The following is a 26,317-nucleotide window of genomic DNA, read 5'->3' as shown; positions in this document are numbered from 1 at the left end:
GTTTATATGGCTTTGAATAATGGATGATTGTAGTAGACAACTCCTGATGTAGTGTTACTCGCCATGTCAAAGCGCACTGTCTCCGTGTGGACCTTGGTCTCACTCATTATCGGATCCACCATCGGGTCCGGCATTTTCGCGCTGCCCCAAAACATCGGATCTGTGGCCAGCCCGGGCGCCATGCTCACCGGCTGGGCCATCGCGGGCGTGGGAATGCTCTCCGTCGCCTTCGTCTTCCAAATCCTGGCGGTGAGGAAACCGCATCTTGATTCCGGCGTCTACTCCTACGTCCGGGCGGGGCTGGGCGACTTCATCGGGTTTACCTCCGGCATGGGCTACTGGCTCGGCTCGGTGATGGCCCAGGTGGGGTACGCCACACTGTTCTTCAACACCCTCGGCTACTACTTCCCGGCCTTTTCCAACCGCTGGGTGCTGGCTATCTCAGTGAGTGCGCTGAGCTGGCTGATCTTCTTCGGCCTGACGCGGGGCCTGAGGCAGGCGGCGGTGATGAACGCGGTCACGACCGTGGCAAAACTGCTGCCCATCCTGGCGTTCATTGTGCTGGTGGCGTTCCTCGGCTTCTCCTGGGACCGCTTCACCATGGACTTCTGGGGTTCGCACATCCCCTTCACGGACCAGCTCAAAGGCATCATGCTCTACACCGTCTGGGTGTTCATCGGCATCGAGGGTGCCTCGGTGTACTCGAAGCAGGCGCGCGTGCGTAGCGACGTGGGCAAGGCCACGATCATCGGCTTCCTTTCTGTTTTGGGCCTGCTGGTGGCGGTGTCCACCCTGTCCTACGGCGTGCTCAGTCAGGAGGAGCTGGCGGCGCTGCCGGACAACTCCATGGGCGCGGTGCTGGAGCAGGTTGTGGGTCCGTGGGGCGGCGTGCTGATCTCCGTCGGCCTGTGCCTGTCGGTGCTTGGCGCATATGTTTCGTGGCAGATGCTGTGCGCCGAGCCGATCGTGCTGATGGCGCAGGACGGGCTGCTGCCGCACTCCATGGGCAGCCACAACGAAAACGGTTCCCCAGTGCGCGCGCAGCTTCTATCGACGCTGGCGATCCAGTTCTTCGTGGTGGTGTTCTTCCTCTCCTCCGCGTCCTACAACGCCATGGTGCAGCTGGCCACCATCATGTACCTGCTGCCCTACATCTTCTCCTCCATCTACCTGGTGCTGCTGGCGATCCGGGGCAAGGGCCTGACCCACCCGCACGCCGGCACGCGTTTCGATGACTCCGGGCCCGAAGTTTCCCGCCGCGACAACCGCAAGCACCTCTTCGTGGGCCTGATCGGCTCCGTGTACTCGCTGTGGCTGATCTACGCCGCGGACCCGGTGTACGTGCTGCTCGGCGCGCTCGCCGTGGTGCCGGGCCTGGTGCCCTACATCTGGACGCGCCGCAAGCACGGCGACAAGCTCTTCAACGCCTTCGAGTGGGTCGTGGTGACGGTGGTGCTGGTCGCGGCGGTGATTGCCATCTTTGGGTTGCTCAACGGGTCGCTAACTTTGGAGTAACTCCCAGCCCAACTTCGCACATAGCGTGACGACGAGCCCAAGGAGCGCCACGCGCACCAGCGTCGACCCACCCTTGAGCACCGTCCGCGCACCCAACTGCGCACCTACGACGTTGGCGACTGCGAGCGCGAGCGCGAGCTTCCAGTTGATGAAGCCGCCGAGCCCGAACACGAATAGCGCGCCTAAGTTCGTGGCGGTGTTGACCACCTTCGCCATTGCCGCCGAACGCACGAACCCCTGGGTGAACACTGCGGTGAACGCCATGATGAGGAACATGCCGGTGCCGGGGCCGAACACGCCGTCGTAGCCGCCGATCAGGGCAACAACAAGCGCGGCGAGCGCGAGGCGATTGCCGGAAAACACCCCGGCGCCTTCCTGCCCAAACTTCGGGTTCAGCGCCACGAAGATGCCAACTCCGACGAGCAGGATGAGGATGATGGGGGTGGCCACGGAGTCGTCGATAAGCGAGACCGCCCTGGCGCCGAGCGCTGCCGCGACCCCCGCGATGAACGCGTAGACCCACGTGATGCGCGGCACCCCGACGCGGCGCACGAGGGTGGCGGCGGCGGACGCGGTGCCCGAAATCGCCGCGACCTTGTTCGTCGCCAGCACGGACGCCGCCGGCATCGACGTGGCCGACATCAGCACCGGGATGAGCACGAGCCCGCCGCCGCCGATCACCGCGTCGATCCAGCCGGCGAACGCGGACGCGGCGAGGAGGAAAACGATCACGGGACTACTATGCCCCACATGAACCGTTGGCTTGTCGCTGCACCTCTCTCGGTGGCGCTCGGGCTGCTGTTTTCTTTTCTGGGGGTTCCGGCGGCGTGGATCCTGGCCGGGATTCTGGGGGCCGGGTCGGTGGCGCTGGTGACGGAGGAAGACCTGCCCGTCAATGAGCACCTGTTCACCTTCGCCCGTGGCACCGTCGGCGTGTTTGCGGCGCTGCCGCTGGTGGGGATGAACCCGCTGCCCTACCTACTGCCGGGCGTGGTGGCGGGCGCGGTGGTGATCGGCATGGGGTTTGTTGGTGGCCTAATTCTGGCCAACCACGGCGTTTCACGGGAAACGGGCGTGCTGTCGCTGTTGCCCGGCGGGGCGTCGCTGATGCCTGCGATCGCGCGCGACGTGGGCGCGGACATCCGCTACGTCAGCCTCAGCCAGTACCTGCGGCTGCTCATCGTGTCGTTGACGTTGCCGCTGGTGGCGTCGCAGTTTACTTCAGTGACCCGCACTGAGTTGGATCCCTACTGGTGGATGTGGCTGCTGGTCCCGGCGCTGATCGTCGGCGGGGTGTTCGCGGGCAAGCTGTTGAAGTTCCCCAACCCCTCAGTGTTTGGCCCGATGGCGTTGACGGTGCTGGTGGGCGTGCTGGTTGACGTGACCATCGTGCCGCCGCGGCTGCTGTCCATCGTGGGCTTTTTGGCTATCGGATGGATGTGCGGCGGCGGGCTGAACGTGCCCGCGCTGCGCCGGTTCTCCCGCCTGCTGCCCGCCACCCTGGCGTACATCGCCGGGCTGATGCTGGCGTGCGCCGGCATGGGGTGGCTCATGGCCAAATGGCTGGGCTTGAGCTTCTACGAGGGCTACCTCGCCACCAGCCCCGGCGCGCTGGAGACCGTGCTGGTGCTGGCGACCAGCCCGGCCGTGGTGGCGCTGCAGGTGATCCGGCTGATCATGGTGATCCTGTTCGCCGGGTGGCTGCCCAGAATCCTCAAGCGCCTCTAGTGGTGCAGCACCTCGTTGGTGAGCATGTCCATAGGCATGGAGCCGAGCTTGAGCGCCTTGACGTGGAACTCGTGCTCGCTCATTCCCTGGGCGAGCGCCTGGCGGCGCAGGTCGACCCAGTCCTTGTAGCCCAGTGCGTACGACGGCGCCTGGCCCGGCCAGCCCATGTAGCGGTCCAGCTCGAAGGCGAGGTTCGCCTCCGGCATGGCGGTGTTGTCGCGCAGGAAGGCCTTTGCGTATTGGGCGTCCCAGGTGCCGGTGCCCTCCGGGGTGGTCTTGCCTAGGTGGACGCCAATGTCCACCATCACGCGGGCGAGGCGGAGACGTCGTGAGTCGAGCAGGCCCATGCGGTAGCCGGGGTCTTCGAAGAAGCCGTGGTCCTCCATGAGGTGCTCGGCGTAGAGCGCCCAGCCCTCGCCGTGGGCGGAGTTCCAGCACACAGACCGGCGCCACAGGTTCAGTTCGCTGCGGTTGAGCAGGGCGTAGCCGTGCTGCAGGTGGTGGCCCGGCACGCCTTCGTGGAAGACGGTGGACATCTCCTGCCAGGTGTGGAACGTCTCCTGGCCCTCCGGCACGGACCACCACATGGTGCCGGGGCGGATCATGTCGTCGCTGGGCGGGGTGTAGAAGATGCCGCCGGATCCGGCGCGGTCGATGTCGCACTCCACCGTGTGCAGGCCCTCCGGCACGTGGAAGGCGTCGGCGGCCTTGTCGTTGAGCTCGGACATCCACTCGATCAGCGCGTCCGTGCCGCGGAGGATGTAGCGCTCGTCCTGGTTCAGGTTGCGGTAGGCGCCCGCCACGGACACGTCGCCGTAGAGCTCGTGCGCGATGGCGCGCTGCTCCTCCACAGTCTTGGCCAGTTCCTCCTGTGCCCACTCGTAGCTGGCGTCCAAGTCCACCTCGCGGCCGTGGAAGAACTCGGCGAACAGCTGGTAGCGCTCGCGGCCCACGCCGTCGTTGTGGGAGGCCTGCGGCGACAGTTCGGTGGACAGCCAGTCCGCCATCTCCAAAAAGGCCTCCTTGGCGTGGCCCACCACGTGCGAATCGGGCGACAGGCCCAGGTGGTCCAGCTGGGATTCGGTGTCGCCCAACAGTTCGCACTGGTTGATCACCGCGTCGATCTGGCGGTGGGAGGCGACGTCGCCTGTCGACGCTGCTTCGCTCAGCGACTCCCGGTAGCCCGCCAACGCACTCGGGATGCGGGACATGCGCGAGGCGATGTTGTCGAAGTCCTCCTCCGTCACCTTCGGCATCAGGGCGAAGGAATCGCGGATGGTCTGCACCGGCGAATCGATGTTGTTCAGCCGGCACAACAGCTCGCCGCGGTGGTGGAACTCCAGCTCCGCGCTCATGCGGTCGCGCAGGATCGCGGCGGTGAGGTTGTCCACGTCGTCGAAGTCGTCCTCGTCGTCGGAGGCGTCGGTGGAGTCGTTGAGCGCGTCCACGTCCGCGACCAAGTCGCGCATCCTGTCGGCCAGGCGTCCCCAGTAATCCGGCGAGAAATCCTGCAGTTCCCCGTCGTGGCCGTCGATGCCGATTTGGGTGGCCAGGGTGGGGCTGATCTCCGCGAGGTCGTAGACGAAATCCTCACAGGTAGCGTCCAAAAGGGACGGCTCGCGCCAGCGTTCGTTGGTCATGCCGAACGATTGTATCCGACCTGGCCAAATGGACAATTCTATCAAGGGCCAGGTAAATATATTCATATGATCTTCTCGCGTCCACGCACACCGGCAGCCAAGTGTCTGCACCTGATACGGCTGCAAGAAACGACGTCGAGAAGCGATCTTGTGAAGGCAACCGGGCTGTCCCAACCCACCGTCACCCGCGCCATTTCCGCGCTGGTGGACGCCGGCTACGTCACAGAGCGCAACGACCTGACGCAGTCGAAGGGGCGCGGGCGGCCCACCATCCCGCTAGAACTGGCGGACACCCCAGGGGTGCACGCGGGCGTCGCGGTGGGCACTGAGTCCACCTACGTGGCGCTGTTCGACCTGAAGGGCCGTACGCTACTGTGCCGCGACATGGGCATCACGGTGAAAAACGTCAGCGAGGACGACTTCATCCAGTCCATGATGGCGGAGCTGAACCAGATGACCACCAAGCTGGAGCGCCCCATCCGCACCGTCGGCGTGACCACCTCCGGCACTGTGCGCGACCGCGGCAAGGTCTTCGCGCCGAACCTGGGCTGGGACGGCGTGGACATCGGCGACCAGCTGCGCGAGCAGTTCTCGGTGCCGGTGGAGGTCTCCTCCATCTCCAGCGCGATCGTGGGCTCGGAGATGCAGTCCGCCGCCTCGCTGAACAACCCGTCGGTGATGGCGCTGTTCGCCGACGACTCCATCGCCTGCGCCATCTCCCACCCGGACGGGGTGGAGCCGATCGAGGTGGAGCAGGGCGAGCTGACCACCCAGGGCCTGATCAACGCCATCGGCGTGGAGAATATCCGCACGCTCAAGGACGCGGTGACCGATTCGCGTGAGGACACCCGCTACGCGCTGGACCGCCGCGCCCGCGGCTTGGGTGCGTTGGTGGCGGGGCTGTGCAGTAACTACTCCCCAGCCACGGTGGTGGTGGCGGGCAGCGCGTTCATCGACGATCCGCTGGCCTCCGCCCCGTTCGCCCGCACCGTGCGCTCGGAGGCGAACTGCAGCCCGGAGCTGCGCCTGATTCCCACCCACCGCGAGGTGGTGCGCGACATCGCCCGCGCCGTGGCCCTGGACCACGTGCTGCGCGAGCCTCTCCAGGTGGCGGGGTCGTAGATGAAGCGCGCCGCTTGGGCTTGTGTGCTGCTCCTGGCCGGTTGCGCCGCCCAGGAGGAGGCCGAGCCGTTGCACACCGAGGTGACCACCCAGCCCGCGCCCGACCCCTTCGAGGGTCTGGACGAGGCGGTGGCCGCGATTGAGAAGGAAACAGGCACTGAGGTGGGCGTCGCGCTTTTCGACGGCTCCGAGATGACGCAATCCGGCTCCCTCTACGCGCTGCCGGCCTGGTCCACCATCAAGATCCCCATCGCCCGCGCGGCGGTGGAGCACTGCGACTACGGCGCGGACTACGTCGAGGAGCTGACGCAGGCCTCCATCGAGTGGTCCGACAACGACTCCGCCCGCGCCCTGTGGGACTGCATGGGCAGCGACGAACAGGCCGGCGAAATGGTCCGCGAGGAGATTGCCAAGTCCGGCTCCCAGGTGAAGGTGGAAGGAGCCTTCGGCACCACGAGCTGGTCCTTCCCCGGGCAGGCGCGCTACGCCTACTACTTAAGCCAGCAGGACGAGGACGACCCGGTGATCATGGAGATGCACCACATCGCCGAAGACCAGTCCTACGGGCTGGGCACGCTGGAAACCGTGCCGTTCAAGGGCGGCTGGTCCGACGACGAGACCGACGGCTCCTGGCACACCCGCCAGTTCGGCTGGTTCGACGGCTACGGGGTGGCCATCGGCGCTCGCAGCGAGGACGGCAGCTACGACGACACCATGGACGCCTTAGACAAGGTCGCGGAGCTGCTGAAGCTGCGGCTCGACGAACTTGTACAGGGTCTGCAGCACTGACAGCACCGTCAGCACGGTGGCGATGATGCCGAGGATCTCCTTGGGCGAGGAGGACGAGCCTGCGCCGCCGAAGATGAGCTTCTTCGGGGTGGTGCTGGGCTTTTCCCTGCCGTTGGCCGGGCGGTGCAGGACGGTGTTCTGCGCGCCCTCGATGCCCTCGTTGCCGGCGCCGACGCCGCAGGTGGAGGTCACGCTGGCCTCACCCTCAGCGGTGACCACGCTGGCGAACCCGTAGTAGCGCATGCGCGGGTCCAGCAGGTTGTGCAGGTGACCGTTGCTGTTGTTGAAGTGACCGTTCGCCCGGACGAGGTCGTTGACCTCGTCGTAGCCCCAGCCCTGCATCGCCTTGTCCATGCTGGCGGTGGAGTGCAGGTTCTCCCCCGGCGCGGCCTTGCCCTTGTACGTGGCGGTTTTGATGTCGCCGCAGTTGTTCGTGCAGGTGGAGTTGTACGGGCGCTCGTGGCGGAAGAACTTCGCCGCCTCGGCGCCGCGCTGCAGCGCGATGCGGGACAGGCCCGCGTCGTACTTGGCTGCGCCCACATAGGCATCGCGGGTGGTCAGGCCGTGCTTGGCGGCGGCCTGGCGCAGGGTGGTGCCGTCGAAAGGCACGTTGCGGTCCCACATGTCCGCGCGCAGCTTGCGCAGCTCGCGCATGGCGATCTCCTGGTCGGAGGTGAGGTTGAACTTCGCCTCCACGGCGATGACCTGGTCGGCGGGCTGGTTCAGCTCTACCCCGGTGACGGGTGCCGGGTCAGCGGCGGCGAACGGGGCGAGGGTGAGAGCTGTGGCGGCCGCGGTCGTCGCGGCGAGTAAACGGGTACGCATAACCTGAGCGTAGCGTGTACCAGAGCATAAAGCCGACTGGGACCAGGGTGAACAGCAGCTCCGGGACGTGGAACAAACCGAACGAGATGTTCACCGACGCGAACGGCACCAGAAACAGCGCGAGCACGATCGCGCCCCAGCGGTTGTAGACGTATGCCAGCATCGGCAGGACCCACACCCAGTGGTGGTACCAGGAAAACGGGCTGACCAGGCAGGCCGTCATGCCGATGAAGGAGGCGGCGAGTGGGGCGGGAGCTCGTCGAGAAGCTAAAAGCGCAAGGGCGGTGACCAGGGCGCAGAGGATAAGCCAGAGCCACAGCTCGTCGTGGCCGGCGCGGGCGAGGACCTGGCGAATGGACTGCGCGCCCGGGTTGTCATCGGCGCCGATGCGGGTGGTGGTGAAAATGGCGTCGTTCCAGAAGCTTTTCGCGTCTGTGACCTCGGAAAATCCGGTGGCGACGGTGCACAGGAACGTGAACGCGGCGATGAACACCGCGCCCCAGCGGCGCTGCTGGATGAGCAGGAGGACGAAGAACGCCGGCGTGAGCTTGATGCCCGCGGCGAGCCCGATGCCGATCCCGGGGAGTTTGTGGCGCGGCAGGAAATCCAGGCACACCAGCCCCATGAGTAGCAGGTTGATCTGGCCGAAAAACAGCGTGCCCTGCACCGGCGAAAGCCACAGCACGAACACGGCGGTGAGCAGGAGGGCATGTTTGCTTGTGGACGCCCGCACCACGAGCAGGACCACCAGCACGGAGGCCAGTTTCCACACCACCCCGAGGGTTTCACTTTCCGTCAGCCACGAAAACACCACGCCGGCGAACGGCGGGTAGGTAAACGGCAGGCCGGGAAGCAGGTCGGCGTCGTAGAGCGGCTGGTGTGTGGCGACCTTCTCGCCGCCCAGGAGGTAGACCTTGAGGTCGCTGGGGAAGGCGGTGGTGAACGCGTTGGGCAGCCCGGTGTCGATGTAGCGCCAGATTGCAAACGCCAGCAGGAGAATGAGGCCGATCACAGGTCGAGCCCGTCCAGGATCTCGTCGAGCGCGTCGGCGACCTGTGCGCGCCAGAGCGTGTCCACTTTGGCGTCGGCGCGGCCCGGCCCGCCGTTGATCACGGCGGTGGGTTTGCCCTGCTTTTTCGCGTCGAGGATGAACTTGTAGCCGCTCATCACCGCCAGCGAGGTGCCGATCGCGATCACGCTCTCCGATTCCTTCAGCCAGGCATCCGCAGCTTGTCTGCGTTTTCTCGGCACCCCCTCGCCGAAGTACACCACATGCGGTTTGAGCCGGTGGCTGCCGCAGGTCGGACAGGCGATCATGCGGAAACGTGCGACGTCGTCGGGTTTGAGCTCCACGTCGCCGTCCGGGTTCAACATGGAGCCCTCCACTTCCACGGAGTCGAAGTAGGTGGGGTTGGCGGCGGTGAGGAGGGCGTCGATAAGTGAACGCTCGTGCAGCGTCTTGCAGTCGAGGCAGACGACATGCTCCATGTCCCCGTGCAGCGCAATGACGTTGTCGGAGCCGGCCTGGGTGTGCAGCCCGTCAACGTTTTGCGTGATGATGCCGCGGATCAGGCCCGCGCGTTCCAGCTCGACGAGCGCGAAATGCGCGCGGTTGGGCTGCGCCTGGCGCATGTAGCGCATGCCCACGAATGCGCGGGCCCAGTAGCGGTGCACCTGTCTCGGCGAATGCGCGAACTCCTGGAACGTCATCGGGCGGCCCTTGGTCAGGCGGCCGTTTTTGCTGCGGTAATCCGGAATCCCCGAATCGGTGGAGATGCCCGCGCCGGTGATGATGAGCGTTTTCGGGTTTCCTAGTTGCTCGAGGATTTTCTCTTTTGCGTCTGGCGTGGGAGGGGTGGTTTCGGTGACGACCCGCTCGATGGAGCGCACGGCGGAGCGGTGCGCCATGGCGATTGCGGGGTCGTCGAAGTGGGGTTCCATTAAACCGGAAGTGTATCCCCTAGCGCCACAACAGACCGTGTTGTCTATATATACGGTTTGCGTTTTCAGGCCGAAGGAGTAGTTTATCCACGTCTTTACTACACAAGTGAACAATTCTGTCTAGAAGGAGCCGCTCATGCCTAAGTGGGCAACAAGCTTCGGCGCGCAGGTCATCTACGGCCTGATCATCGGCCTCATCCTCGGGTTTATCGCCGTGGACGTTCAACCCCTGGCCGACACCCTGGACTGGGTGGGATCCACCTACGTCAAACTGCTCAAACTGCTGATCCCGCCGCTGGTGTTCACCGCGGTGGTCACCTCCATCGCCAACCTGCGCCAGGTCACCAACGCCGCCCGATTGGCCGTGCAGACCCTGGTGTGGTTCGCCATCACCGCGTTCTTCTCGGTGGTCATTGGCATCCTCGTCGGCCTGGTGATCAAGCCCGGCGCGAACACCTCGGTGGATGCGGCGACCGCGGCGGAGCCCACGTCGACAGGCTCGTGGATGGGCTTTTTGAACTCCGTGGTGCCCGCCAACATCCTCGGCCTGGGGGTATCCGGCGAGTCAGTGAAGTTCAACGTCCTGCAGATCCTGGTGGTCTCGCTGCTGCTCGGCATCGCCGCGGTGCGCGTGGGCAAGGCCGCCGAGCCGTTCATCGAGTTCTCCGGCTCCCTACTCAAGGTGGTCCAGGAGGTGCTGTGGTGGATCATCCGCCTCGCCCCGATCGGCACCGCCGCCCTGATCGGCAACGCGGTGGCGTCCTACGGCTGGGACGCGCTCGGCTCGCTGGGCAAGTTCGTGCTGGCCATCTACATTGGCCTGGCGCTGGTCATCTTCGTGCTCTACCCCGTTGTTTTGGCCGCACACCGCATCCCGGTGCTGGAGTTCTTCCGCCGCGTGTGGCCGGTGACCACGCTGGGCTTTGCCACGCGTTCTTCTATGGGCGTGATGCCGGTAACCCAGCGCACCACCGAGGAATCCATGGGCGTGCCCAGCGAGTACGCGTCGTTTGCCATCCCGCTCGGCGCCACCACCAAGATGGACGGTTGCGCCTCCATCTACCCCGCCATCGCCGCCCTGTTCGTGGCGCAGTTCTACGGCATTGACCTGTCCATCTCGGACTACGTGCTCATCGTGATCGTGTCCGTGCTGGGGTCCGCGGCCACCGCCGGCACCACCGGCGCGACCGTCATGCTCACCCTGACCCTGTCCACCCTGGGCCTGCCGCTCGCCGGCGTGGGCCTGCTGCTCGCGGTGGACCCGATCGTGGACATGGGCCGCACCGCCGTCAACGTCACCGGCCAGTCCGTGGTGGCCACGGTGGTGGCGAAGCGCGAGAAGATCCTCGACGAGTCCCGCTGGTAGGGGGTTGACACACCCCCGCCGGTTTGCGAGTATTGCGCTCATGGGGGATTGGAAAACGGATATTCGCAGCCAGTTGGTGGACGTTCGGGGGGCGGACTCTTCGCAACGCTTAGCGCTCCTCAACAATGAGCTCATTCGCCTATCGACGACCCACGCCCTGAGCCGCACCACATACACAGAGCTACAACGAAACCAACAGCACTGGGCACGGGCCTACTGCGTAGGGTTGTCCGTGCGGCAGGCGGTGATCACCGGACGCGCGTCGGCGTACTTGAACGACATGTGGGTGGCCAATACGCCGCTAGATCGGGTCGCACTGGTCGCCCGGCACGTCCCGCCGCGCTCACAGTGGCCGGATGGGGTGCAGTACGTCAAGGGGCGGCTCGCGGAGCGCGACCTGGTGCGGGGGACGGCGATGTCCACGACTTCCCCGCTACGCACATTCTTCGACGTTGCACGTTTCGACGGCTTCGCCCACGCCCTAGTTGTCGCCGACTGGCTGGTCAAACACGGCGGGTGCACCCCGGACCGGTTGCGAACTCTGGTGGAAATCCAACCGACATTCCCCGGGAAGGTTGCTGCCCGCTTCGCCGCACAGCACGTGTCGACCCGTCCGGATTCCGCGCCCGAGTCGTACGCGCGCGGGCTACTCCTCGCTGCTGGCATTACCAACGTGCAGGTCAACGTGTGGGTGCTGGGCGGGAAGTACCGGGTGGACCTGCTTATCAACGGGTGGCTGGTCATCGAGATCGACGGCTGGATCAAATACGACGGTGAAACGTACGGCAAGACCGACGAGCAGCTCATGAAGGAGAAGCAGCGCCAAAACGAGATCGAAAACGACCAGTTCAAGGTACTCCGCTTCTCACCCCGCTACCTCGAAGAGCACCCGGACAAGTTCATTGCCACCGTGCGGAAGTGGCTGGCGAAGGGATTCTAGCGGGTCGATATGCCCATGTCGATACCTCTATGTCGATAGTTCCTGGTCACAGCGTTGGATACAATTTCTCAGTCACGTGTACCAGAAGTCGCTGACCTGCAATTATCGACATAGGCCTATCGACTTCGAGGTATCGACCCGGAAACCCGCAGGTCAGCACACTCGCGACGAACCTATCGCCGACTACCTAAACGGCACCTCGCCGATCGCGCGGCGCAGTTTGCGCGTGCGCAGTCTCTCCGGGTGCCGCGCGAGCTTCTCCACGGCCCTCACGGCGCACATGACGTGGGCTTCCTTCGAGTTGGAGTAGAACGCCTGGGCGCCGGCGGGCAGTTTCGGCACGGCGTGCAGCGGCAGGTCGGACACCGCCAGCAGGGTGCCGTAAGGAACGCGGTAGCGGTAGCCGTTCGCGGCGATGGTGCAGGACTCCATGTCCACGGCCGCCGCGGTGGAGCCGCGCAGCCACTCCCACAAATCGCGCGGGTCCTTCCACTCCCAGTTCCGGTCGCCCGTTGACAGCACAGTGCCGGTGCGCATCAGCGACGCATCCGAGCCGTAGACCTTGGACACCGCCTTTTCCAGGGTGCGCTGGATCTCCGGCACGGCGGGGATGGGCAGCTCGCGGCGCAGGTAGTCGTCCAAAACGTGGTCGTGGCGCTCGTACGCGTTGCCCAGAATCAGGTCGCCGATGCGCATGCGGGCGTCCAGGCCGGCGCAGTGGCCGATCATGATCCACGCCTCCGGGCGCAGCACCGCCAGCGAGTCGGTGATGGTCTTGGCGTTGGACGGCCCGACACCGATGTTGATCATGGTGATGCCGTCGCCGTTTTCGGTGACCAGGTCGTAGCGCGGCATCTGGAACTTCGAGCCCAGCTCCAGGTCCTCCAGCGCGACCGTGTCGGAGACGGTCTCCCCGCTCGGCAGCACCAGGCGCGTGTAGCGCGAGTCAGGATCAGACAGCTCGCGCAGCCCGAACTTCACAAACTCGGTCACATGCATGGCGTAGTTCGTGAACAGGATGAAGCGCTGCAGCGAGTCGGCTTCGATGCCGGTGTAGTGCTCCAGCCGGGCCAGCGCGAGGTCGAAGCGCTGCGGCCCGAAGTGGAACAACGGCTTCTCGGCGCCGTTGAACGCGTCCCAGTGACCGTCGACAATCGCGTCGTGCACCTCATCCAGGGTGGGGCGGGGCAGGTTCGCGGTTTCGTCGATAGGCGGCATGCCCTTGATGTAGGCGGGCGGGATCGCCACATCGGAGTACCCGACATCCACCGAACATGGATAGTTGGAGGTCAGCGCCTCAAGTTGGGCCGTCAGGTACGGCTCCATGAGGTCCGGGCGCGAGATGACGGCGGAGTAGGTGCCGGCCTCGTCGACGTAGCCGAAGGGCTCGGAGCGGTCGATTGGCCGCCACCGCTCCACCTCCACCGTGAGTTTGGGGTACCGCACCTCCCCGTAACGGTCGAACTCCCCCGAGCGCGCGATTTCGCACGACTGCTCGTAGAGGGCTTTGAGCTTTGCGACGGCCTCCGGTACCTCACACATGCAGCCAGGCTACTCACGAATGAGCACACGGCGCACGGCTTCGGCGCGTCGACCGATTTCCTCCGCGGTGCAGCCCTCGCGGACGCACTGCTCAATGAGGCGTTGCATGCCGGCGACGTAGACGCGGGACATGTCGTCGATGAGCTCTGCGTCCGCGTCTCCCCACTCCTTCGAGCGCGGCAGCAGCTGCTCACGCATCGTGTCCCGCATGACCCGCTGCACCTCGTGGTCGAATACGGAGTGCACCGGGGAATCGATCAGGCGCACGGCGGCCTCGTTCTTGCCGTCGACGACGCTGGCCAGCTCGACGACGGATGCCTCGAAGTTTTTGTCGATCTTGAAACGGTCCGCGAAGTGCTCGTAGGCGTCCAGCACCCAGTCCATGGCGGCGGCGAGGATAAGCGCGTCGCGGTCCGCGAAGTGCTGGTAGAACACCTGGCGGCTCACGCCGGCTTCTTTCACAATTTGCGAAACATTGAGGTCGGCCACCTCATAGTCGTTGAGGAGGCGAAGCACTGCCTGGACAAGTGCATTGCGAGTACGAAGGGCGCGCGGGTCCGTGCTGTCAGACCGGCGACCAGGCAGGTCGTAATTCATCCTGGGATCTCCAAAAACTTGGACGTTAGGCTTTTCTGCTATGAGCCTATCTGATGACACCATCTCATTATTGCAGAGTCTCATCCGGAATGGATGCGTCAACTATTTCTCGGCAGATTCTGGGCAGGAGGTAACAAACGCCGACACGTTGGAGGCCTTCTTCGCAGGTACGGACGTATTAGTGGAGCGCTATGAGCCGCACCCTGGACGCGTGTCCATCAGCTTCACCGTGGAGGGCACCGACCCCTCCGCCGAGCCGCTGACGCTCCTCGGCCACACCGACGTCGTGCCCGTGGACGAGGACAAGTGGACCACCGCCCCATTCGGGGGCGAGCTTATCGACGGGCGCGTGTTCGGCCGCGGCGCCACCGACATGCTCTACATCACCGCGGCGATGGCGGCGTGCGTGCGCGACGTGGCCCGCGGGGAGCGGCCGCGCGGCACCCTAACCTTCGTGGGCTGCGCCGACGAAGAGGCCCGCGGAGGGCTCGGCGCGAAGTGGCTTGCCGAGCACGGGAAGTTCTCCTGGAAGAACTGCCTGTCCGAGGAGGGCGGCTCACACATTCCCGCTGCTGACGGCTCCGACGCGCTGGTAGTCGTCGTCGGCGAAAAGGGCGCGGGCCAGCGGCGGCTGACGGTGCACGGCGACGCCGGCCACGGCTCCGCGCCTTTTGGCCGCGACCTGGCCGTGGCGAAGATCGCGGAGGTGGCCCGGCGCGTGGCCGCCATTGAGCCCGAGGTGCGCGCGGACGAGATCTGGGAAGGCTACGTCCGCGCCTGGAAGTTCGACCCCGCGACCGAGGAGGCGCTGCTGCGCGGCGAGGGCTACGAGGCCTTCGGCCGGCTGGAGAGCTACTCCCACGCCATGAGCCACCTGACCATCTCCCCGACCGTGCTGCGCGCCGGCAACGGCATCAACGTCCTGCCGTCCGAGGCGTGGCTGGAGCTGGACATCCGCCCTCTGCCCGGCCAGACGCAGGAGGAGATCGACTCGTTGTTGCGTGACGCGCTGGGGGACCTCGCCGACGAGGTGGAGATCACCCACCTCATCACCGAAGACGGCACGGTCTCCCCCACCTCCGGCCCGCTTTTTGATGCCATCTGCCAGACCTTCGACGAATTCTTCCCCGGCGTCCCAGTCGTGCCCACCATCGCGGCCGGCGGGTCGGACCTGCGCTTTGCGCGCCGTAAGGGAGGTGTCGGCTACGGGTTCGCCCTGCACGCGCGCGAGGAGACGCTCGGGTCCGTGCTGGGCCAGCTGCACAGCCACGACGAATCCGTCGCCGTGGAGGACGTGGACCTCACCGTGCGCGCGTACCGCTCCCTGATCCGCCGCTTCGTCGGGGCTTAGGCGCTCCCCTTCCGCAGACCCTGGGATCCAAAGCCTGGGATCGGCCGGGCGCGATCCCAGGGTCTGGATCCCAGGGTTTGCCTCAGGGGGTCGTCACTTCTGCCACATTTGCCCCATCCGTGACATACTGGCCTGCATGAAGATCCGCACCCTTGCAATGACCGCCACCCTCGCCGGCACCGTCGCGCTTGCGCCGACCGCCGGCGCCGACGCCATCGACGACGCCCTGGCCAAGCTGCCGTCCGGCCCGATCTCCTGCGACCAGGCCTCCCGCTACTGGACCAACGACGCCGACTACCAGCAGAAAGTCCGCCAGGCGCGCGCAATCGCCGCGTTCGACCGCCGCGGCCCGCAGATCCTGGACGCGCTGTCGCGTGTCGACGAAGCCGCGAACCGCTGCGGCCTGAAGGGCACCCAAGGCGGCGCGAAGCCTGCGCAGAACAACCAGCCGAAGCAGAACCAGCAGCAGCCCCAGCAGCAGCCGAAGCAGAACCAGCCAGCACAGAACCAGCAGCCGAAGCAGAACAACCAGAACCCCCAGAACTTGAACGTCCGCCCGCAGTTCCCGGAGCGGATCAAACTCGCCCCGGCGGGTGCGCCGAGCTTCGACGTGCCGGTGGCGAATATCACCACGCTGCAGCTGCCGGACATCATCAAGATGATCCAGCAGGCGCTGGCGCAGATCCTGGCTTACTTCAACATCCAGCTGTAGAGCTCTTCCCCGCTGGCGTGGATGCGCACGCCGGGGGTGGGCGTGAGCCACATATCGGTCTGCAGCGAGTGCTCGCCGTCGCTGCACAGAAACGAGATGGTCTCGTTGGTCTTGTCCAGCACTTCAACCGTCGCGCGGGTGAGCCACGCGTCACGGCGGCGCACCCCGATCAGCCGCTGGTACTCGGTGAACAGCCAACTACCTAGAGGCGACAGCTCCGCCGGCGATGCGGGCAGAGCGGGGCGCACGGCGTCGTCGGCGGACCAGCTTTCGCCGCGCACGCCGGTAAACCCCTGCTCGTCGCCGTAGTAGATCGACGGCATGCCCGGCACCGTCATCAGCACCGCCGCGGCCAGGACGGCTTTCTCCGGCCCCACCTTGGAGGCGATGCGGTCCACGTCGTGGTTGCCCACAAACGTGTTGGGCAAAACATCAGCAGGATGCCGCTCGAGCGCGTGGGCGAGCTCCCAAAAGTTCACGTCCACCAGCGAGGACCAGGTCGCCTTCCACAGCTCGTACTGCGTCACGGCGTCCAGGGAGCCCGCCTTGCCTATCGACGAGTAGTCCCCGTGGATGACCTCCCCCAAAAACATCGCGTCTGGAAACTCCGAACGCACGCGGGCGAGCACGTCGGCCCAGAAGTCGGCGGGCACGGCGTATGCGACGTCGAGGCGCCAGCCCGCGATGCCGCGTCGCAGCCAGTGCAGCATAATCTCCACCACCGCGTCGCGGACAGCCGGATCCGCGTGGTGCAGGGTGGCCAGCTCACCGTGGCCCTCCCAGTCCGTGTCGCCGGCAAGCCCCTGCTCAACCCACGGGTGCGTGCGGGCGACGTGGTTGAAGACCCCATCCAACATGATGTGGATGCCGCGGGCAGAGCATTCGTCGATAAGCCAAGCGAAGTCCTCCTCATCGCCGAGGCGGGGGTCGATGCGGAAGTGGTCGAGGGTGTCGTAGCCGTGGGTGGCGGAGGCGAAGATGGGGCCGAGCAAAAGGCCGTTGCAGCCGAGTTCGACCAGGTAGTCCAGCCACGGCTCGAGGGCGCGGAGGCGGTGGGCGGTGTCGTGTTCCCCGCGGATCGGCGCGCCGAGCGCGGCCAGCGGGTAAACGTGCCACCAGATTGTGCGGTCCAGCATGCGCCCGAGCCTACCTCCTAGCTGCGAAAACGTTCCCTATCGGTCGAATTTTCCGTCCTGAACGCTACGAATTTTCCGCACGGTTGATCAAAGGCTGCAAGCCCTTGGCGATGCGGTCCTTCCAGGTCTTGGCGATCTCGTCGTAACCGCGGTCGTGCGGGCGGATGCCGCGGTGGGTGAAGTTGACCTTGGTTTCGCCGTCGTCGTCCTCGGAGATGTCGAAGATCAGGGAGGTGTCGTCCCATTCGTGGTCGTTGTCGTCGGTGGGTTCGACGTTCCAGACCACGCGCTTGCCGTCGTCGGCTTCGCGCACGGAGAAGTCGCGGTCCTCCACGTGGAATTCGCCGCCCTTCTCGCTGGCGTTGCCTTCCGCTTTCTGGTCCCACCAGCTGTTGGGTTTGGTGATCGCGCGGTAGACCTCCTCGCGGGTGGCGGGCACGGAGAAGGAGGCGGTGAAGTCGCGGATGGCTTGGGCGGTGGTGCCGTCGGCGAAGGTCCAGTCGGACAGGGTGTGGTCCGGGTCGTAAATGGCCACCTCGACGCCGTCGTCCTTGTACTTCATCAGCCCGTCCTTGATCAGGTCGCGGCCGGCCTTGTTGAAGCCGGTCACGCCGGAGACGTCGAAGATCAGCTTGTCGCCGTGCAGCCGGCGCTGCGCCAGCCCGCGCAGGATCTTCTCGGCGGCGGTGAAGTTGATCATGCCCTGCAGCTCCACCACGTCCGCGCCCTCGCGCCGCTGCACGGACTTGATGCCCGGCGCGATGTAGAAGTTGGAGGACAGCAGGTTCAGCCCCAGCGAGCTGGAAAGTTCGCGGAAGATTTTCACGCCGCGCACGGAGTTGCCTTGTTTGTTCAAGCGGGGGCTTAGCGACGCGATCCCGAGCTGCCCGGGCAGCGTTCCAATCAGCCCGCCGGCTACACCGGACTTGGCGGGGATGCCCACGTTGACCATCCACTGGCCGGAGGCGTCGTACATGCCGGAGGAGACCATCACGGCCTGGGCGAGGCGGGCGGCTTCCGTGGAGAGCACCTTCTCGCCGGTGACGGGTTGGGTGCCGCCGTTGGCCAGGGTGGCGGCCATGGCGGCGAGGTCGCCGACGGTGACCAGCACTGCGCACTGGGCGATGTAGCTGGCCACGGCGTCGTGGGCGTCGTCGGTGATCATGCCGCCGTCGCGAAGCATGTGGGCGAGCGCCTTGTTGCGGTCGGCGCTGTCGAGTTCGGAATCCAGCACGCGCTGGTCCACGGCAAGGTCGCGGCCGGCCAGGCGGGAGAAGTAGTCGCGCAGTTTCTCGCTGCGCTGCTCCACCGGGATGTCGGGGCCGCCGATGAGTTGGTTCACCGTGATGGCGCCGGCGTTGATCAGGGGGTTGGCGGGGCGGCCGTCGTCGTCAAGCGAAAGCTCATTGAATGCCTCGCCGGAAGGCTCCACGCCCACGTGTTTGTGCACCTCGTCGGGGCCGTACATGTCCAGTGCGAGCGCGTAGACGAAGGGCTTGGAGATGGATTGGATGGAAAACTCGTAGTCTGCGTCGCCGACGGTGTAGAGGTGGCCGTCGGTGGTGCACATGGCCAGGGCGAGTTTGTCCGGGTCGGCGTTTTTGAGCACGTCGATGTAGTCGGCGAGTTCGCCGCTGTCTTGGTCGCGGACGTCGTCCACGATGGCTTGGAGGTGTTCGGTCACTGACGAGAGCATGGTGCCAGTGTAGAGGTGTGCGCTGCGAAGCCATTTACACCGGATATAATCGGATTTATGTACAACGACACGCTCCCCGATTCCAAGAACACCCACCTCTCCGACGCCCACGCCGAGACCGTCAAGGCGACGCTCGGGCCGGTGGGCGAGAACATCCAGACCATCGCGAACACCTTCTACTCCAAGATGTTCGCCGCCCACCCCGAGCTCATCTCCGACCTGTTCAACCGCGGTAACCAGAAGCAGCAGGCGCAGCAGAAGGCGCTCGCGGCCTCTGTGGTGAAGTTCGCGTCGCATCTTGTGGACGACTCCGCGCCCGACCCGGTGATCATGCTCAACCGCATCGCGCACAAGCACGTCTCCCTCGGCGTGACCGAGGCGCAGTACAAGATCGTCTACGAGAACTTGATGGCCGCGATCGCCGAGGTGCTCGGCGACGCCGTCACGCCCGAGGTGGCCGAGGCATGGAGCGCGGTGTACTGGCTTATGGCGGACGTGCTGATCAAGGCTGAGAAGGACCTCTACGCCTCCGACGGCGTGGCGGACGGCGACGTGTTCCGCCGCGGCAAGGTCGTGGAGAAGCATGAGCTTTCCGACGCAGTGACGGCGTTTACCGTCGAGGGCGAGTTCACGCAGCCGAGGCCGGGGCAGTACACGTCCATAGGCGTCAAGCTTGACGACGGCGCACGGCAGCTGCGCCAATACTCCATCATTGAAGGCGACGCGTCGCGCTACCGCATCGCGGTGCAGAAAGACGGCGAGGTCTCCTCCTTCTTGCAGGAGCGTATCGACGTCGGCGACACCGTGGACGTCACCTTGGCCGCGGGTGACCTGGTGCTGCAGCCGGGCGAGCGCCCGATCGTGCTGATCTCCTCCGGCATCGGCTCTACTCCCCTGACCGGCATTCTCCGCCACCTGGCGCAGAACAATGATCCCCGCCGCGTGACGTACGTGCACTCCGACGCCTCCGAGGGCTCCTGGGCGCAGGCGCAGGAAACGCGCGAGCTGGTGGAGAAGCTGGGCGACGGGGCGCTGAAGACCTACTTCCGCGGCGATGACCAGCGCGTCAACGTCGGCGAGCTCGATGTCGCCGGCGCGGATGTGTACCTCTGCGGCGGCACCGGCTTTCTCCAGTCCCTGCGCGACGACCTCGCGCAGCTGCCCGCCGACAAGGCCCCAGCCAACGTGTACTACGAGCTGTTCAGCCCGAACGACTGGCTGGTTGCCTAACCCTCCTGCTTGGTCAGGCGCGCCCCGCACTGGCCGGGGCGGTCGTGCGGGATGAGCTGCACCTTCACGTCGCCGGCGCCCCGGTCCAAGAAGCCCTCGTGCAGTGCGCACACCACCGGGGCGGGGCGGACGCCCTCCTCGGCGATGAAGGGGCAGGCGTTGAGGCCGATCTCGCGCACCTTGGCGGTGGCGGCGTCTGGGCGCGGCGCCGGGTCAAAGCCCATCTCGCGCAGGGTCTGGCATGTGTGGCGCTCCGCGGTGTCCAAGTCCACGCGCAGGTTTTCGTGGCGGCGGGTGTTCACCCGCTCCGCCCACTGGCGGCCGAGGCGCTTGGCGCTGTCAGTGTCCTGGTCGGCCAGGGTGCTGGCCAGCACCTCCACCAGGGCGATCATGGAGTGGGAGGCCAGGTTCGTGCGCGCCACGCGGGCGGTGTAGATGTGCGAGGGGCGGCCGCGGCCGGTGCCGGGGGCGACGCGGCGGGAGACCACACCCGCGGACATCAGCTCCTCCAGGTGGCCGCGCACGGTGTTCGGGTGCATGCCCAGCGCTTTGCCGATCTCGGCGACCTGGATGCCGTCCGGGTTTTCCTGGATCACGTGAAACACCTCGAGCTGCTTTAGGCTGAGGTGGCCGACCGCGTTGAGCAATTCACCGGCGGGACGGGGCGCGTGATTCCGTTCCATGCGCGTTCTCCTGGAGGCGTTTTGATGTTACATCAAGAGTATATTCCAACCTAAGATGTAGGACAACTTGGTTTTTGGAGGTGTTGGCCACATGCCACGTGCGGTAGATGTTGCAGCGTGGGCGGTTGTCGCCGCGGGTGTGGCGGCCGTCGCCACCACGGCGGCGGTCACGCAGTCGCGCGAGGGCGACCTGCCCACCGGCGACGACGTGGTCACCGCGGACGTGCGCATCGAGCGCATGCGCTACGTCCCCGACCGGATCGAGGTGCCGCGCGGCACAAAACTGGTGGTCAACCTGGTCAACGACGGCGACAAAGAGCACGACCTGAAGATCGGGGAGGCCAATTCCGGCCGGCTCTCCCCCGGCGAGTCCAGCACCACCTACTTCGGGGAGTTCAACAAGGACACCCGCGGCTGGTGCACCATCGCCGGGCACAAGACGATGGGCATGACCTTTACTGTCGACGTGTCTTGATCACCGCCACCTGCGCCTTCACCGCACGCGCCATCAGGGGCAAAAACGCCACCAGCACGCCGAACGCGACAAAGGACAGCACGATGCGGGCGTAGGAGTTGCCCACCACCAGCCAGGCCAAAAGCGCCGCGTTGAACAGGCCGGCGCGCAGGTAGGCGGCCCGGTTGAGCTCACGCAGTCCCGCCTTGACCGCCGCCGGGCCGCCGCCCATGGTGGTGGGCATGAGGTAGCTCATGGTGCCGATGAGCAGCTGGCCCGCAAACCCGAGCAGCAGCGGCAGGGTGGGGATCTCGCCTGCCCCGCCGAACATCCGCACCGCGTACCAGGTCAGCCCGCCGATGAGCCAGGTCACCGCGAACAGCGCGGACAGCGCTGGGTAGGTCACGCGCCCGCGGGGATCCTTCAGCACGGTTAGCGCGCTGGCCAAAAACCCCTGGTACAGCCACACCCAGCCCGCCAGGATGACCACGGTGCCCGCGCCCACCACCACGGGCAGGCGCATGAGCGACCCCGCCACCGCCACTACAACACCAGTGCCGGCCAGCGCGAGCGCCACGCCGACGCGGTCCTGGCCGCGGGTGCGCCACATCGCCGGGAACAGCACGCTCAGCGCGCCCATCGCCGCGAACCCGACAAACCCGCCCACGTTGGTGAACATGTGGGCCTGGCGCACCGCGCCGTGCCACTGCCCCGGCAGGCCTGCAGACAGCGCCGCGCCGAACAGCGCGCCCACGGGCAGGCAGCACGCGGAGGCGAAAAAGCCGATTACCCCGGCATGACGGCGCGGCGCCGAGCGCACCTGTTTAAAGAGCACCGCCGCGTGCCACGCCAGCGCCACCGCGACCACCAGCGCGCCCGCCCACGTCAGCCAGTACCACCGGATCAGCTGCCCGGCCAGCACGGCGACGGTGCCGGCGTTGAGGAGGTAGGTGCGGGAAAGTTGGGCGGGCCGGGAGGCGTCGTCAAGCTTGTGCCCCAAGAAGCGCTCGGTGAGGTTTTGGGACCACAACATGATCGAGTTGGTCAAAATCCCCAGCGTGAAAATGTGGATGAGCAGCCAGGACCCGTCCGGGATGAACGGGTGCGCAAGGCCGACCAGGATAAACACCGCCATCCAGATGCTCACCGGGCGCGAGGCTTTGCGGTGCCACGCGCGGGGGTTCATGTCAGGCATTGACTCCTCCAGACTTCGGGTTGTCGCGGAAACACCACCAGGTAGCCGCAGCAAAGCACGCCGCACCCGCGGCCAGCACGCCGATGACACCGTTGTAGGCGCCCGTGTAGTCCACCCCGCGGTCCAGCCCCGCCTGCAGCAGCGACCCCGTCAGCGCCACGGTAACCAGCGTGCCAAGCTCGTAGGACACCTCCTCCACACCCGCGGCCATCCCGGAGCGGTGCATCGGCGCCGAGCCGATGATGGCGATCGAGGAGACACTCATCACCGAACCCGCGGACAGGCCCAGAAGCACCATGCCTATCGACGTCCATCCGGCCGCCAACGCCACCGCCCCCACTACCGCGCCGAGGAACCCGCCGGCGATCAACGGCAGGAAGCCGACCTTGTGCAGATATGCCCCGCCGAGCGTGGAGGCCGGGATCGCACACAGGGCCATCACGGCGACGGTGGCGCCGGCGTGAAGGGGCGTGAGCTCGTCGACAAGCTGCAGCTTCTGCGTGGTCATGAGTTCGGCGCCGGCGAGGACGAACATGCCGCCGGCCGCCGCGAGGACGCCGCCGGTGAACAGGCGGGAGCGGAAAATGTCGAAGGTGAGCAGCGGGTCGTCCAGGCGGTTCTGGCGGCGCACGAACAGCCAGGAACCGACGGCGGTGGCGACAAGCGCTGCGAGGGTGATGGCGGGGCTGTGGGCCGCTTGCTTGATGGCCATGGTCAGGCCAGACAGCGCGACCAGGGCGTAGAGCGAGGAGACGACGTCCCACTGTTTGTCCAGGTTAGGCAGGTTCTCCGGCGCGAGCGCGATGGTGAGCACGAGGGCGACGATGACGATGGGCACGTTGATGAGGAAGACGGAGCCGACCCAGAAGTGCTGGATCAGCGCGCCGCCGACCACAGGACCCAGCGCGCCGCCCGCAACCGCCACCGAGCCCCAGATGCCGATGGCGGTGTTGCGCTCGCGCTCGTCCGGAAACGTCAAGCGGATCAGCGCGAGCGTGGCCGGCATCATCACCGCAGCACCCATACCGAGCATGCCGCGCGCCAGGATCAGCTCTAAGGGGCCGGGCGCGAACGCCGCGCCCAGCGACGCCAGGCCGAAGATGGCCAGGCCCACGATGAACATCAGGCGGTGGCCCACCCTGTCGCCCAGCGCGCCGGTGCCGAGCAGCAGGCCGGAGAGCACCAGCGGGTACGCGTTGATGATCCACAGGCCCTGCTCCGGGGTGGCGTTATAGCTGTGCTCCAGCGCCGGCAGCGCGGTGTACAGGATGGAGTTGTCCAGGCCGATCATAAGTAGCCCGAGCGAGACCACCGCGAAAAATCCCCAGCGCTGCGCCTTAGTCATGGGCAGATGGTACCGCGCGCAAAAAGTGCGCCCCGGTTGCGGGACGCACTGTGTTTAGTTGGCGGGCTTAGCGCATTGCGAGGAATGCTGCGCCGATGCCGAGGGCTGCCAGGGCTGCGACGACGCCGCCGATGATGGCTGCGATGTTGATCTGGTTGTTAGCCTGCTTCGGGGCCTCGGCCTTGGCCTTGGCTTCCACCTTCTGCTCAGCCTTGGGCTGCTCGGCGGGGACTTCACCCGGCTGGGCGGGGATTTCTTCCGCCGGCACGAGCGCGGTCAGGGGGTGCTCTTCGGCGACCTCGACGGGCTCCGGCTGTTCCACCTCGACGACCTCCTCCGGCTGCTCGATCTCCTCGACCTCAGCCTTTGCGCGGGCGCCGATGGATTCGGCGTAGGCACCGATGCGCGGGTTGTCGAGTACCAGGCTGTCCCAGTCGGCGGGGACGAGGACCTTGCCGGCTGGGGTGTCGGCGAAGTAGGGCTTTTCGGAGTAGTTGAAGTAGTTGAACTGGTGGTTGTAGTTCATCACCGAGTGGTAGCCGTCTTGCATGGGCGAGCCTTCAGCGATGTCCTCGACGTATTTGGCAGCACCCCAGTGGCGCAGCCCCAGGGTGTGGCCGAACTCGTGGAGGATGGAATTTCGCACCTGCTCCTCGTTCGCACGCCCGCCGGGGTTAGCAACGTAGAAGGAGTTATCGCCCACCAGCGACAGGCCCGTGGCGTTGGAACCTGCACGCATGCGATCACCGAGTACACCGGGGCGGAAGATGTTGGCGCGGTCACCAAGGTTGTTGATGGTGTCGATGAGCTGGAACGCTTCGTGACGGTTCGCGTCGAAGTAGTAGTCGCGGTAGTCGAGCGTCTCGCCGCCGAAGCGGTCGGTGTAGTTGGGAATGTTGGTGTAGTGCTCGCCGGCGTCGATGTGCAGGCTAATGCCGTGGTCGGCAAACAGGTCCACTAAATCATCCAGGCTCTGCTTCGACGGGGCGTAAGAGGTGCGGTTCGCGTTGGCGCACTCGCGGGCAGCAGACGTGTCGCAGCCGAGGGTGTCGTATTCGGATGCCATCCAGTTCAGCTGGAGGAAGACATCCGGGCGGTTGGGGTCTGCTCCCCAGTCCGGCAGGGGGATCTCGGTGCCGTCGGCGAGGACGACGCCTTGTTCTTCCCAGATGTCGGGCAGGCCGTCGCCGTCGGAGTCAACGAGGGTGGCGGTGTTGGTCAGCACCGGTGCGAGCTCGATCTCTTGGGCGGCGTGTGCGACGTCTGCGCCGGAAACCGCGATGGCGGCGGCAACTGCTGCGGCGATGGTGTTTCGGAATGCTGCTCGCATCTCGGTGACTCCTTGGTGTGTGTTTTTCTCTTTGTGACAACCCTGAGTTTATGCACCGAATATGCGCAGGTAAAACGCTTCGCCGGAGGCTGAAAAATTCCGTAAATCGTTGAACATTCTTTCCGGATTGTTCAACGTTTCCACCCGTTTTGGCCTGCGGATTGTTCATCAATCCGGGGGCGCGGTCCGGGGTTTCGTCAGTATTGTTCAACGATCAATCCGGCAATGGTCGTAGATGGTTCAACAATCCACTATCACCGCATGTTATGCACCTTAAGGTGTTTTCCTGCATGATTTGAGCCGATTTCTCGTTTACCTGCATGTTTGGGTTGATTGCACAATTCATGCGTTCTTAGTTTTGACGGGTTTTCCCTCAGGAACCCCCGAAACCCCCTGGATTGTTCAAAGATCCGCGGATTGTTCAGCAATCCGGAAACCCCCTCTACCCCCGTTTTTTACCCCCGCTGCGGCGGCAAGGGGCCGTCGCAAAGCAAAAAGCCCCCTCTAACCCGAATTCCTGCGCATCTTCGCGCGGCGCATATCAATGGCCAACGCGATGCCGATCACCGCCGCGTGCTGGCGTTCGTCCAGGCCGGGCTCGATGCGCACGCGGTAGCTGGACTTGCCCATCAGCATCCGCCCCATGCCGGAATACTCCGCGTCCACGGTCGCGAGCGGGCGGCCCTGGCTGGTCAGCGTGTAGTTCAGCTGGAACGCCTGGCCCTGGATCTGCACGTCCGGAAAGCCCGCGACCTGCACGTCGAACTTCGCGCCGATCCAGGCGAACCGCTGCGTCAGCCGCGCGAGCTCCAGCGGCGGGTTGACCTGGTGCACGACGTACTTGTCGCGGATGAAGTTCACCGGGTCCTCGATGCTCAGCACGTGCGCGCCGGCCGCGTCGAACACCTCCACCCCGCGCGACGCCTTGACCAGGTCGCTCATCTTCAGCGTCTGCCTGGCCGTGCCCAGCAGCTCCCCGCCCGGGCCCTCGATCGCGAACGTGTCGCGGCCCAGGGCCTTCGTTTGCCTTACGACGATCTCACGTTCCCTAAACACACCACCACCCTAACGGGGCGTGGCTGGTTCTGGGTGGGTGGTTTTGGCGGCTGGTTTTGCCTGCCCTGTCCCCCATCTCCACAAACCCCTAGTAAGCCCTCCCTAGTATGGCCATTTTTGGGCC

General features: G+C 65.7%; 24 protein-coding genes. 10 read left to right on the top strand and 14 right to left on the bottom strand.

Going from position 1 to position 26,317, the window contains the following annotated elements:
- Nucleotides 1–63: 63 nt before the first annotated feature.
- Nucleotides 64–1,515 carry an amino acid permease gene (locus ACX1NL_RS00365; RefSeq protein WP_458898324.1) on the top strand — a complete coding sequence of 484 codons (1,452 nt, stop codon included), beginning with the start codon at nucleotides 64–66 and terminating at the stop codon, nucleotides 1,513–1,515.
- On the opposite strand, the gene ACX1NL_RS00360 is transcribed toward ACX1NL_RS00365, so the two are convergent.
- On the bottom strand, nucleotides 1,501–2,247 hold the full coding sequence (locus tag ACX1NL_RS00360; protein ID WP_269951678.1) for a TSUP family transporter: 747 nt from the start codon (nucleotides 2,245–2,247) through the stop codon (nucleotides 1,501–1,503). The genes ACX1NL_RS00365 and ACX1NL_RS00360 overlap by 15 nt on opposite strands.
- An 18-nt stretch (nucleotides 2,248–2,265) precedes the next feature.
- Between ACX1NL_RS00360 and ACX1NL_RS00355 the strand changes: the two genes are divergently transcribed.
- The gene (locus ACX1NL_RS00355) at nucleotides 2,266–3,243 is read left to right on the top strand and encodes an AbrB family transcriptional regulator (protein WP_301614310.1); all 978 of its coding nucleotides are present in this window, start codon (nucleotides 2,266–2,268) and stop codon (nucleotides 3,241–3,243) included.
- Here the strand turns inward: ACX1NL_RS00355 and ACX1NL_RS00350 are convergent.
- The gene (locus ACX1NL_RS00350; RefSeq protein ID WP_458898323.1) at nucleotides 3,240–4,883 is read right to left on the bottom strand and encodes a DUF885 domain-containing protein; all 1,644 of its coding nucleotides are present in this window, start codon (nucleotides 4,881–4,883) and stop codon (nucleotides 3,240–3,242) included. The two genes, ACX1NL_RS00355 and ACX1NL_RS00350, sit on opposite strands and share 4 nt — an antisense overlap.
- Before the next feature lie 150 nt (nucleotides 4,884–5,033).
- Between ACX1NL_RS00350 and ACX1NL_RS00345 the strand changes: the two genes are divergently transcribed.
- Together ACX1NL_RS00345 and ACX1NL_RS00340 are read left to right on the top strand one after the other, a co-directional pair.
- On the top strand, nucleotides 5,034–6,005 hold the full coding sequence (locus tag ACX1NL_RS00345) for an ROK family protein (RefSeq protein WP_458898322.1): 972 nt from the start codon (nucleotides 5,034–5,036) through the stop codon (nucleotides 6,003–6,005).
- Complete coding sequence (locus ACX1NL_RS00340; protein ID WP_458898321.1) at nucleotides 6,006–6,794, top strand: hypothetical protein; 789 nt, start codon at nucleotides 6,006–6,008, stop codon at nucleotides 6,792–6,794.
- On the opposite strand, the gene ACX1NL_RS00335 is transcribed toward ACX1NL_RS00340, so the two are convergent.
- Genes ACX1NL_RS00335 through ACX1NL_RS00325 form a run of 3 tightly spaced genes read right to left on the bottom strand, consistent with a single transcriptional unit; the run spans nucleotide 6,729 to nucleotide 9,560 of the window.
- Nucleotides 6,729–7,619, bottom strand: coding sequence for a CAP domain-containing protein (locus ACX1NL_RS00335; protein WP_458898320.1), 891 nt, complete (start codon nucleotides 7,617–7,619; stop codon nucleotides 6,729–6,731). The two genes, ACX1NL_RS00340 and ACX1NL_RS00335, sit on opposite strands and share 66 nt — an antisense overlap.
- Nucleotides 7,546–8,631, bottom strand: coding sequence for a glycosyltransferase 87 family protein (locus ACX1NL_RS00330; RefSeq protein ID WP_458898319.1), 1,086 nt, complete (start codon nucleotides 8,629–8,631; stop codon nucleotides 7,546–7,548). Before ACX1NL_RS00330 ends, ACX1NL_RS00335 begins: the two co-directional genes overlap by 74 nt.
- On the bottom strand, nucleotides 8,628–9,560 hold the full coding sequence (locus ACX1NL_RS00325) for a Sir2 family NAD-dependent protein deacetylase (protein ID WP_458898318.1): 933 nt from the start codon (nucleotides 9,558–9,560) through the stop codon (nucleotides 8,628–8,630). The genes ACX1NL_RS00330 and ACX1NL_RS00325 overlap by 4 nt, the downstream gene beginning before the upstream one ends.
- Nucleotides 9,561–9,696: 136 nt before the next feature.
- Here ACX1NL_RS00325 and ACX1NL_RS00320 point away from each other — a divergent pair, with 136 nt between their 5' ends.
- Together ACX1NL_RS00320 and ACX1NL_RS00315 are read left to right on the top strand one after the other, a co-directional pair.
- Nucleotides 9,697–10,926 (top strand): dicarboxylate/amino acid:cation symporter, encoded by a 1,230-nt coding sequence (locus ACX1NL_RS00320; protein WP_458898317.1) that lies wholly within the window; start codon nucleotides 9,697–9,699, stop codon nucleotides 10,924–10,926.
- 232 nt (nucleotides 10,927–11,158) lie between these two features.
- Complete coding sequence (locus ACX1NL_RS00315; RefSeq protein ID WP_269508906.1) at nucleotides 11,159–11,866, top strand: PDDEXK family nuclease; 708 nt, start codon at nucleotides 11,159–11,161, stop codon at nucleotides 11,864–11,866.
- A 183-nt stretch (nucleotides 11,867–12,049) separates the two neighbouring features.
- Here ACX1NL_RS00315 and amn read toward each other — a convergent pair whose 3' ends face one another.
- Nucleotides 12,050–13,408, bottom strand: coding sequence for an AMP nucleosidase (gene amn / locus ACX1NL_RS00310; protein WP_458898316.1), 1,359 nt, complete (start codon nucleotides 13,406–13,408; stop codon nucleotides 12,050–12,052).
- Between the two features lie 9 nt (nucleotides 13,409–13,417).
- Entirely contained in the window at nucleotides 13,418–13,924 is a 507-nt protein-coding gene (locus ACX1NL_RS00305; protein WP_458898315.1) for a TetR/AcrR family transcriptional regulator, read from the bottom strand.
- A 121-nt stretch (nucleotides 13,925–14,045) separates the two neighbouring features.
- Between ACX1NL_RS00305 and ACX1NL_RS00300 the strand changes: the two genes are divergently transcribed.
- Nucleotides 14,046–15,356 (top strand): M20/M25/M40 family metallo-hydrolase, encoded by a 1,311-nt coding sequence (locus tag ACX1NL_RS00300; protein ID WP_458898314.1) that lies wholly within the window; start codon nucleotides 14,046–14,048, stop codon nucleotides 15,354–15,356.
- A gap of 136 nt (nucleotides 15,357–15,492) precedes the next feature.
- The gene (locus ACX1NL_RS00295) at nucleotides 15,493–16,068 is read left to right on the top strand and encodes a hypothetical protein (protein WP_458898313.1); all 576 of its coding nucleotides are present in this window, start codon (nucleotides 15,493–15,495) and stop codon (nucleotides 16,066–16,068) included.
- On the opposite strand, the gene ACX1NL_RS00290 is transcribed toward ACX1NL_RS00295, so the two are convergent.
- Both ACX1NL_RS00290 and ACX1NL_RS00285 read right to left on the bottom strand, forming a co-directional pair.
- Nucleotides 16,047–17,204: an alpha-amylase family protein gene (locus tag ACX1NL_RS00290; protein ID WP_458898312.1), complete on the bottom strand. Its 1,158-nt coding sequence runs from the start codon at nucleotides 17,202–17,204 to the stop codon at nucleotides 16,047–16,049. The genes ACX1NL_RS00295 and ACX1NL_RS00290 overlap by 22 nt on opposite strands.
- A 64-nt stretch (nucleotides 17,205–17,268) precedes the next feature.
- Nucleotides 17,269–18,900, bottom strand: a complete 1,632-nt coding sequence (locus ACX1NL_RS00285; RefSeq protein ID WP_181889467.1) for a glutaminase — start codon at nucleotides 18,898–18,900, stop codon at nucleotides 17,269–17,271.
- A 57-nt stretch (nucleotides 18,901–18,957) separates the two neighbouring features.
- Between ACX1NL_RS00285 and ACX1NL_RS00280 the strand changes: the two genes are divergently transcribed.
- Nucleotides 18,958–20,130 carry a globin domain-containing protein gene (locus ACX1NL_RS00280; protein ID WP_458898311.1) on the top strand — a complete coding sequence of 391 codons (1,173 nt, stop codon included), beginning with the start codon at nucleotides 18,958–18,960 and terminating at the stop codon, nucleotides 20,128–20,130.
- Here ACX1NL_RS00280 and ACX1NL_RS00275 read toward each other — a convergent pair.
- Nucleotides 20,127–20,813 carry a helix-turn-helix transcriptional regulator gene (locus ACX1NL_RS00275; protein WP_458898310.1) on the bottom strand — a complete coding sequence of 229 codons (687 nt, stop codon included), beginning with the start codon at nucleotides 20,811–20,813 and terminating at the stop codon, nucleotides 20,127–20,129. The two genes, ACX1NL_RS00280 and ACX1NL_RS00275, sit on opposite strands and share 4 nt — an antisense overlap.
- Nucleotides 20,814–20,904: 91 nt before the next feature.
- On the opposite strand from ACX1NL_RS00275, the gene ACX1NL_RS00270 reads away from it, so the two are divergent.
- Nucleotides 20,905–21,288, top strand: a complete 384-nt coding sequence (locus ACX1NL_RS00270) for a cupredoxin domain-containing protein (protein ID WP_458898309.1) — start codon at nucleotides 20,905–20,907, stop codon at nucleotides 21,286–21,288.
- On the opposite strand, the gene ACX1NL_RS00265 is transcribed toward ACX1NL_RS00270, so the two are convergent.
- The 4 genes from ACX1NL_RS00265 to ACX1NL_RS00250 form a co-directional block, all read right to left on the bottom strand.
- Nucleotides 21,269–22,462 (bottom strand): copper oxidase, encoded by a 1,194-nt coding sequence (locus ACX1NL_RS00265; RefSeq protein ID WP_458898308.1) that lies wholly within the window; start codon nucleotides 22,460–22,462, stop codon nucleotides 21,269–21,271. The two genes, ACX1NL_RS00270 and ACX1NL_RS00265, sit on opposite strands and share 20 nt — an antisense overlap.
- Nucleotides 22,455–23,807 (bottom strand): MFS transporter, encoded by a 1,353-nt coding sequence (locus ACX1NL_RS00260; RefSeq protein ID WP_458898307.1) that lies wholly within the window; start codon nucleotides 23,805–23,807, stop codon nucleotides 22,455–22,457. The genes ACX1NL_RS00265 and ACX1NL_RS00260 overlap by 8 nt, the downstream gene beginning before the upstream one ends.
- Nucleotides 23,808–23,874: 67 nt before the next feature.
- Nucleotides 23,875–25,137: a zinc metalloprotease gene (locus ACX1NL_RS00255; RefSeq protein WP_458898306.1), complete on the bottom strand. Its 1,263-nt coding sequence runs from the start codon at nucleotides 25,135–25,137 to the stop codon at nucleotides 23,875–23,877.
- Between the two features lie 504 nt (nucleotides 25,138–25,641).
- Nucleotides 25,642–26,193, bottom strand: a complete 552-nt coding sequence (locus tag ACX1NL_RS00250) for a phospholipid scramblase-related protein (protein ID WP_181889447.1) — start codon at nucleotides 26,191–26,193, stop codon at nucleotides 25,642–25,644.
- Nucleotides 26,194–26,317: the final 124 nt, after the last annotated feature.

The organism is Corynebacterium sp. CQ3829_602738, assembly GCF_054478435.1.
Note: the sequence above shows the minus strand (reverse complement) of the source record. Positions and strands in the feature narration are given on the sequence as shown.